Genomic DNA, 7,952 nt, shown 5'->3' with positions numbered 1-7,952 from the left:
ATGCTTCAATTTACAACCTCTTCAACTCGGAACGCAGCCTCTACACCAGACCAAATTTCAAGCTCAACCGTGCCGCTGCTCTTGCCGAGTGGCGCGGTCTCGGCGCGGAATAACAGACAGTCTCGCTGTCCTTTCGGAGACTGGTTCGAATTCGTCTGACAGCACCCACAGACTGATTGGATCAAATCGGGCAAACTGGCTATTCCGACTGACAAGCCATGGTTTGACACTTTCCGTCGCGAATTGCTGGCATTTCCAGACGCCGCTTATGACGACCAAGTCGACGCGTTGACCTAGTTCGCGGAGTATATGAAACGTTCGCAAGGTGCGTATCTCGATACCGACGTCGAAACGGGTAGGCGGAAGTGGCTGTATCGTCCATCTCGGCCAAGGCGTGAGGACAGGATGGTGTTTTGAAAGGAATGGATCCAAGTAAGAACCTTGGGTTCGAATCCCCTTTGCTCTACTGGTCAACTTGGAGCCAATGTGAAAAGTTACGTTGATAAACCAGAATAATCGACTTTACAAACTGGATGGGCAGGTGTGTGTCAGTGGGCGTTTCTATACAGTTGTCGAAGATCGATAACCGCGCGCTCGCGCAGAACGAAATGAAAATATGAAATGAAATACATTGCCTGCGCCGTAATTCTTGCATTGCCCCAGCCGTTGTTTGCAGAAGCATCTGGGTATGCGATTGTTTCAAACGAGAAAAGTAATACGCTGTCGATAATTTCGAAGGACTATGAAGTCATTCAGACAATTGAAACATGCGCCAGGCCTCGAGGAATGCACTTCAATGCTGATCGTTCTGGCTTTTTCGTTGCATGTGGTGACGACGACGTTATCGCGCTGCATGACACGAAGTCTTTTGAACTTCTGGATCAAATCGTGGGCGTGTCTGCACCTCAGACTTTTGACCTGCATGCTGATGGCCGCCGGCTTGTAGTTTCCAACGAAGAAGATGCAGTCGCCTCGGTATATGATGTGGAAACTGGTGATTTGTTGACTGAATTTGACACTGGTGACGAACCTGAAGGAGTCATCATTACATCTGATGGCCGGATTGCCTTTGTCGCGTCTGAAGCAGCCGATTTAGTCCATGTTATTGATCTGGAAGCAAACTCTGTTCTGGCCGACGTGCTTGTAGACACGCGCCCGCGAAGATTTGCTCTTTCTCCTGACGATGACGAATTATGGGTATCTGCTGAACTCGCAGCGAGTGTTAACATCATTGATGTTGCTACGCTTAATAAGGTTGGCAACATAGTATTCCGACCGGATGATCTACGCGTAGAACAGGTCACGCCCGTCGATGTGATCATCACAAGAGATGGGCAAAGGGCCTACGTTGCGCTTGGTCGGGCAAATCGCGTAGCCATTATTGATGTTCCGCGCCGAGAGGTTATTGACTACGTTATTGTTGGGAAGCGTGCTTGGGGCCTTGCTTTGAGCGACGATGAAACGACCCTGTACGTAGCAAACGGCCTCTCAGACGATGTGACTATAATCGACACACAGCGTATGAAAGCCATTACGTCTGTGCCTGTTGGCCATATTCCTTACGGTGTGCTGCTCGATGATCGTTAAATTTTGCCTAATTTTGTTGATTGCTTTGACATTTACGTTTGGTCTGATGGGGTCAACTGGTGCGCAATCAAAAATTGAATCCGTAGCTGCAACGGTCGTCTACCTTGGTCAGAAAGGCGACCCGTATTATGAACCAGATCTTGCTTACACGGGGCTGTCTTTAAGAGATCTCGACCGCCCAGTCATTGGTGCTGAAATTGCAATCCGTAGTGCACGGGTTTTGTCGCGTTCATTGGGCCTGAAATTTTCTCTTGATGTGGTGTTGATCGACCCCGGTGATTCAGCGCTGGATGCTGTCGCTGATGCTTTTGTATCCGAAGCTGTTGCTGTGCTGCTGGACCTTCCTGAACCTATTTTTGAAGAGCTGGTTGCGTCCAAGTCAGAGAGCTCGCTCCTTATCAACATTCGCCACCGAGACGATCGATGGCGTGGCGTAGGCTGCGCGTCCAATCTGCTTCACACGATACCGAGCTATAGCATGCGCGCCGACGCCATGGCCCAGTATTTGCGGGTCAAGGGGTGGGATCGTGTGCTTTTGCTGCGTGGTAAAACGCTGGAAGATGTCGCTGAAGCAGAAGCTGTGCGTAGAGCTATTGCCAAATTTGGGTTGCGTCTGGCGGATGATAGAGAATTCGAACTTACGAACGACCCCAGAAAGCGGGATGAAAGCAACTTGCCGTTGCTGACCGGGGGTGTACGCCACGATGTGGTTTGGTTGGTCGACAACGATGGGGAGTTTGGTCGCTACGTTCCTTATGACACATATGATCCACGACCCATAATTGGGACTGAGGGTTTGATTGCATCCGCCTGGCACTGGACTTACGAGCGTCATGGCGCACCGCAACTAAACCAGAGATTCCGCCGCGCGAGCGAAACTCGGATGCAACCGGAAGACTGGGCGGCGTGGGTTGCTGTTAGGTCCATTATTGAAGCCGTCACGCGCGTCGGTTCCGCAGATCCCAATCTGGTGCGCAACTACATTCAGTCTGATGCCTTGTCGGTCAATTTGTACAAGGGAGTTGCGGGAGGCTTTCGACCTTGGGATGGTCAACTCCGTCAACCCATCCTTCTTTCTACGCATAATGCTGTGATCGCCGAAGCTCCATTTACACAGTTTCAGCACCAGACCAATAGTCTTGATACGCTAGGTCCTGATGCTGCAGAAACGGCTTGCAAACGATAGTCTCCCTGCTGCTATCGCACTCGCCTTTGGCCAAGAGGTTTTAGGCGCTGAAGTCTGCATTGGGTTTGTAGAACCTGTGAAGGCGAAGTCTACACTCAACAGCTCAGAGCTGAACTTTTAGGCTGGGCCTGGATTGCGCTTTGAGCCTCGCGAAGGGTCATATCCGATAAGGGCAATACCGATGAAAATACAAAAGCTTAAAATACACCAACCCAATGCAACGTAGTTGAGTTGTCCGTACAGCGCGAACCGAATTGCTTCTACGGCGTGCGTAAACGGATTTGTTGAAGCGATGTAAAAAAGCAGTCTGGAACTCTCTTTTAGTTTCCAAAGAGGATAGAGCGCAGAGGATAAAAAGAAGGCTGGAAAAATAACGAAGTTCATAACGCCGGCAAAATTTTCTAAGTGCTTGATGGTCGATGATAAAGCCAGCCCCAAGGCCCCCAACATCATTCCAGAAATAAGCATAACAGGCAGCACGAGAAAATAGCCTTCCAAAGGCATAAAAATACCTGTTGCTGCAGTGATCCCGAGAAACGCATAGACTTGGAAAACGGAGACGACGGTACTTGCCATCAATTTGCACATTAAGAGCCACCACCGGGGCAAGGGGCTGGTCAACAACAGTCGCATTGATCCCATCTCACGGTCGTAGACCAAACTTAGCGAGGATTGCATGCCGTTGAACAACTGAACCATCCCGCACAAACCGGGAACAATGTATGCTTCATAGGTGATGTAGGTTTCGTAGGGAGGAATAATTGACAGCCCAAGAACTGAGCGAAAGCCAGCCGCGAACACGAGCAGCCAAACCAAAGGTCTTACAAGTGCAGAGACGAACCGTCCGCGTTGATGCAAAAACCGTAACGCTTCACGAAGAACGATAGCGTGCAGAGCGATGAACCCAGCCTTCATGTTTTTGCTGCGGTCATATCGAGGAAGACTTCACTCAGCGAACCATCGTTGCTTAGCGTTTTGGCTAAGCCTTCATACAAAACTGTTCCTTTGTGGAGGACCACTAGATTGTCGCCTGGCCACACTTCGTCGACTAGGTGTGTCGCCCATAGGACAGAAATGCCTTCCTCAACACAAAGAGTGTGAACATAAGAAGTTATCGCGGCCCGGCTTGCAGGATCAAGACCCACGGTCGGTTCATCCAACAAGACGATTTTTGGCTTGTGCAAAAGTGCCCGAGCGATTTCGACTCGCCTACGGTGACCGCCATTCAGATCACGCGCTCGATCATTCGCCCGATCCCTAACTTCGAGGCGATCCATCGCGCGGTCTATCGCTATTTCGGCCGTCCTGCCCGACATACCCTGAAGAGCAGCAAAGTACTGTAAATTGCGTCGGACACTTAGGTCTAGATCAAGGGTCGTTTCTTGGAAAATGATCCCCATGTGTGCTAACGCATGGCGTGGGTTTGCACGCAGATCAATACCGTTGACGAAAACGCCTGCTTTTCCACTCACCAAAAGCCCGCACAACAGACCAAACAGCGTACTCTTACCGGCACCGTTCAATCCAAGTAGTGCACAAAAGACTCCGGTGGGCACTGAAAGCGAAATGCCATCAAGCGCCTTATGTCGACCATATGCAAAGTGCATTTTTTCGACCTTTAAAGCCATTGCTGGTTGCGATGATATCTCTGTATCAATCAATTTAAGGAACATCCCCTGGTACAACGTTAGTAAGTAGCCGAAAGGTGAAAGTGGGTGATGGGGCGACGACGGAATTAACAGCGGCGGCGAGAGGTCGCCGATTGATTAGAGAAAGGCTTTCGTCGCTCTTATACGTTATATTCAACTTCGACCTCCACGCACATTCAAAGTAGATACCAATGGTTGTGTCGCCCAGTTTCACATTGCCGCATGTCAACGCCCTGCCAGTGCCTGCGCCTCCCAGGCGCTTGATAGGAAACTTTGGAATACTGAAGGCTCAATGGGTTTGTGGATCAGATCAAGCTCCGCGGCTAGACACTGCGCAACCAATTCCTCAGACCGGTTTGCTGACATTATACAAGTGGGTATTACTCCAAAGCGCGTTCTCAGATTTAATGCTAAATCCAAACCACTGGTTTTATTATCTAGCTTATAGTCGATCAGAAAGGCGTCTGGCACAAACTGTAGCTCATCCAACAATTCGTGGGCTTCATCAGCACAACACGCCTCTATTACGCCGACCTTCCACTTTTTAAGAAACAAAGAAATTGCTGGACGCAATTGTGCATCGTTTTCAACCAACAGCACCACCAATCCAGGGGTCAGTTTTGGAGTGCCCCCGCCTTTGCGTTGGGTGGATTCATTATCCAAAGCGGTGTCAGAGATAGGCACCGTAAAGTGAAATTTTGTGCCTTTGCCTACCTCTGACTCCATGCCCAATGGGTGTCCCAACCTTTGGCAAGCGCGTTCAACGATCGCGAGACCGAGACCCATCCCCTCCGCAGCGCTGGCGGCAGTGTCCAGTCTATAGAATTCGCTAAAAACTTTGGTTTGTTGGTCAGTTGGAATGCCACGGCCGGTATCATGGACCTCGATCCGCAGATTGGAACTGTCCCGCCGTGCACCAACGAGAATTTTCCCACTGTCCGTATATCTGATGGCATTTGAAATAAGGTTTCGTAGTATTCTCTGAAATAGCCCAGCGTCTGTAATAACATGGCCCATGCATTGGACTAATGAAAACTTCAAATTTTTGGCCGCGGCTTTAGGCGCAAATTCATTTCTCATGCGATTTAGCAGTGGTCCCAGTTCGATGCTGCCCACGTCTAAAGTTTCGCGATCACTTTCCAGTTTAGATATATCTAACAGCGCTTCTAGGATGCTTTCGACACTTTGCAGCGCATCCTGCGTTTTATTGAGTACCAGTTGTGTCTGTCGAGACAAAGTGGCCTTTTCAAGGGAGTCGAGAAAAAGTTTTGCGGCAGACAACGGTTGCAATACATCATGACTTGCTGCTGCCACGAACCGGGTTTTAGAAGCATTGGCTGTCTTTGCATCCTTCAGAGCAATTTCTAATTCGATCGTTCGCTCTTCTACGCGGTGCTCAAGTATTTCATTATTTCTTACAAGGTTTTTGGATACGGTACGTTCTGCGGTGATGTCTCTCAAGCTGATCAAGAGGCCTTCGTCAGGCATACTTCGACCGTTGACATAGTATACTTGTCCTGCATCTCCCTGAACTTCAAGCTTTAAGGGATGGCGCTTGTTTTCGTTTAAAACCCAAGAACGGATTTCCTTAGCCCACCGATCGTTTCCCTTGTCAAAGTCAGGTCGCACTCTGCCGTATAAAGTGTCAAAATTAGTTCCCACCCGAAAATCTGTTTCGTCACCACCTAGAATCCGGATCAATCGTTGGTTCCACCCAACCAACCGCAAGTCGCTATCAAATATGCATATGCCATCTGAAAGATGATCCAATGTTGCGTGAATCAACTGAACCTGGCTATCGACTAGTTTATCCCGCTCAAGCGCCTGAAGCTTCACGATGTCGGTAACGTCAGTTTGCAATATAACTGTGCTTCGACTGGAAGTTTTGTGCTGATTAATCCTTATCCAACGATCTGCACTCAGTTGAAAAGTCCGCGTCAAATTTTGTTTTGCATAATCTTGCTTGCGTTTTCTTGCCCAAGTAGCACGACGTTTAGGGTGCAATGCGTGGAAGTAGTGACTCGTTGATAGTATATCAATGAAGTCAGTCACATTCATGCCAGCATCGATGCTGTCTTTAACATCTGGAAAGTTCTCACAAAAGCGACTGTTTTTCATAACGAGAATGTCATTATGGTCAAATAGGCCAAAGCCTTGGCTGAAAGCTTCTATTGCCTCTGACAGGTCCCTTTTGGTCAATTCGACTTTTTGCTTGGCAGCTTCAAGATCAATATTGGTATGATTAAGCTTTCGAAGTACTGCTTGTAACTTAGAATTGTGTTGCTTTTGTTGCTCTTCGAGAATGGCAGCGTGTTCGAATTGCGCGAGGTTCCGACCACTTTGATCAGACTCATACTCCAGACGATTCATCAAAACCTCGCAAATCTGCAAAAGTTTGTCGCTTTGTCGCTCTAAGGTATCATCGGGTCGGAGCAGTTGACTGCGCATCAGAATTCAGCTGCCGGATAGATTGCAGCCCCAACCAGCGTCTGATTGACGTGCAATGTGCCATATTGCTCACCATAAGTGCTGAAACCAACCATTTTATGTTTCGCCAAGATTCGCGATACCGCTTCCTGGCAATTGTTTTGGGCGCTAGCAAGCCGACGAAAAAGGCAGTCGAAACCCAAGATCATCGCTGGCTCTTCTTTGGTCTTCAAAGATTCCAGGAAAGAGTCGAGATGTTCTGAAATTAATGCTTCTACTGCCAAGTTTAAGACCATTCCTTCGTCGATAGCACAAGAAAATAACAGATGCCCGTCAGGTGTCAGCTTTAGGATTGACCGAACATAGTGGCTTGACCCAATGCGCAATGCCAAAGGATTAGCGACAAAAGTCTCCAAGCACAGCTGATGCGGCTCAAGGCCTAAAATACGAGCATATTCTTGTGCTGCTGGTTCATCGTTTATGCGCCGAACCAACCTCGCGCTTGCGTCGGCGTCCGTCACGACCATTCGCTTACTGCTGGCAGTAAAGTTGTCTATCCGGAACAAGTGGCACTTACACCGGCTGCGTACCAGAAAAATGATGCTTCCACCTTCTAGCTGCTGCCCGTTGTAATATAGGCGGGTACGTTCGAAGCGCTGACCATCACCGGACGAACCACCGAATATTTGCAATGAACCAAGCGCGGGCAACAAGGCGCTCATAAGGCTTTCTTCGCCAAGTGATAGGCCGTCCGGCAGAAGCATTCCGAATTCGAATGCAAAGTCTGGGTTGCGTGACTTCATCATCGCTCGGCTTCTGATCAGCTTGGTGATTAACTTGTTTCTATCAATACCGTGCAAGTTTTCGACTACGATTGGCGAGATATCGAACAAGCTTGCCGGAAATCCGATTGCAACGATTGTGTCCTCGGCATAACCGTCAGCGGCAATCTCTCCAGCAGTTGAGCAGGCCGCCACCCGGGTTTGCGGAGCAAACCGACTGACAGCGGTTACAACATCATCGAAATCAAATGACGGACTAACAAAAAGGAAAACACCTGACAGTGGTTCGGAAGCAATTTGCTCCATCATGACCCGCAAAGA

General features: G+C 49.0%; 6 protein-coding genes and 1 pseudogene. 3 read left to right on the top strand and 4 right to left on the bottom strand.

Annotated elements, in window-relative coordinates:
- From ABJD00_RS03945 to ABJD00_RS03935, 3 genes and pseudogenes are all read left to right on the top strand, one after another.
- Window positions 1-113: pseudogene (locus ABJD00_RS03945) on the top strand (IS6 family transposase); the annotation flags it as partial.
- Window positions 114-621: 508 nt separating this feature from the next.
- On the top strand, window positions 622-1,587 hold the full coding sequence (locus ABJD00_RS03940; protein WP_413849465.1) for a PQQ-dependent catabolism-associated beta-propeller protein: 966 nt from the start codon (window positions 622-624) through the stop codon (window positions 1,585-1,587).
- A complete protein-coding gene (locus ABJD00_RS03935; RefSeq protein ID WP_413849466.1) occupies window positions 1,577-2,773 on the top strand; it encodes a branched-chain amino acid ABC transporter substrate-binding protein in 1,197 nt (398 codons plus the stop codon). The genes ABJD00_RS03940 and ABJD00_RS03935 overlap by 11 nt, the downstream gene beginning before the upstream one ends.
- A gap of 117 nt (window positions 2,774-2,890) precedes the next feature.
- Here ABJD00_RS03935 and ABJD00_RS03930 read toward each other — a convergent pair whose 3' ends face one another.
- The 4 genes from ABJD00_RS03930 to ABJD00_RS03915 all read right to left on the bottom strand — a co-directional run bounded on the left by ABJD00_RS03930 (window position 2,891) and on the right by ABJD00_RS03915 (window position 7,940).
- Window positions 2,891-3,688: an ABC transporter permease gene (locus ABJD00_RS03930; RefSeq protein ID WP_413849468.1), complete on the bottom strand. Its 798-nt coding sequence runs from the start codon at window positions 3,686-3,688 to the stop codon at window positions 2,891-2,893.
- Complete coding sequence (locus ABJD00_RS03925) at window positions 3,685-4,434, bottom strand: ABC transporter ATP-binding protein (protein ID WP_413849470.1); 750 nt, start codon at window positions 4,432-4,434, stop codon at window positions 3,685-3,687. The genes ABJD00_RS03930 and ABJD00_RS03925 overlap by 4 nt, the downstream gene beginning before the upstream one ends.
- Window positions 4,435-4,647: 213 nt before the next feature.
- The gene (locus ABJD00_RS03920; protein ID WP_413849472.1) at window positions 4,648-6,870 is read right to left on the bottom strand and encodes a PAS-domain containing protein; all 2,223 of its coding nucleotides are present in this window, start codon (window positions 6,868-6,870) and stop codon (window positions 4,648-4,650) included.
- Complete coding sequence (locus ABJD00_RS03915) at window positions 6,870-7,940, bottom strand: FIST N-terminal domain-containing protein (RefSeq protein ID WP_413849474.1); 1,071 nt, start codon at window positions 7,938-7,940, stop codon at window positions 6,870-6,872. Before ABJD00_RS03915 ends, ABJD00_RS03920 begins: the two co-directional genes overlap by 1 nt.
- Between the last annotated feature and the right edge of the window lie 12 nt (window positions 7,941-7,952).

Origin of the sequence: Tateyamaria sp., assembly GCF_039945315.1 — a bacterium.
Taxonomy (GTDB): Bacteria; Pseudomonadota; Alphaproteobacteria; order Rhodobacterales; family Rhodobacteraceae; genus Tateyamaria.
Note: the sequence above shows the minus strand (reverse complement) of the source record. Positions and strands in the feature narration are given on the sequence as shown.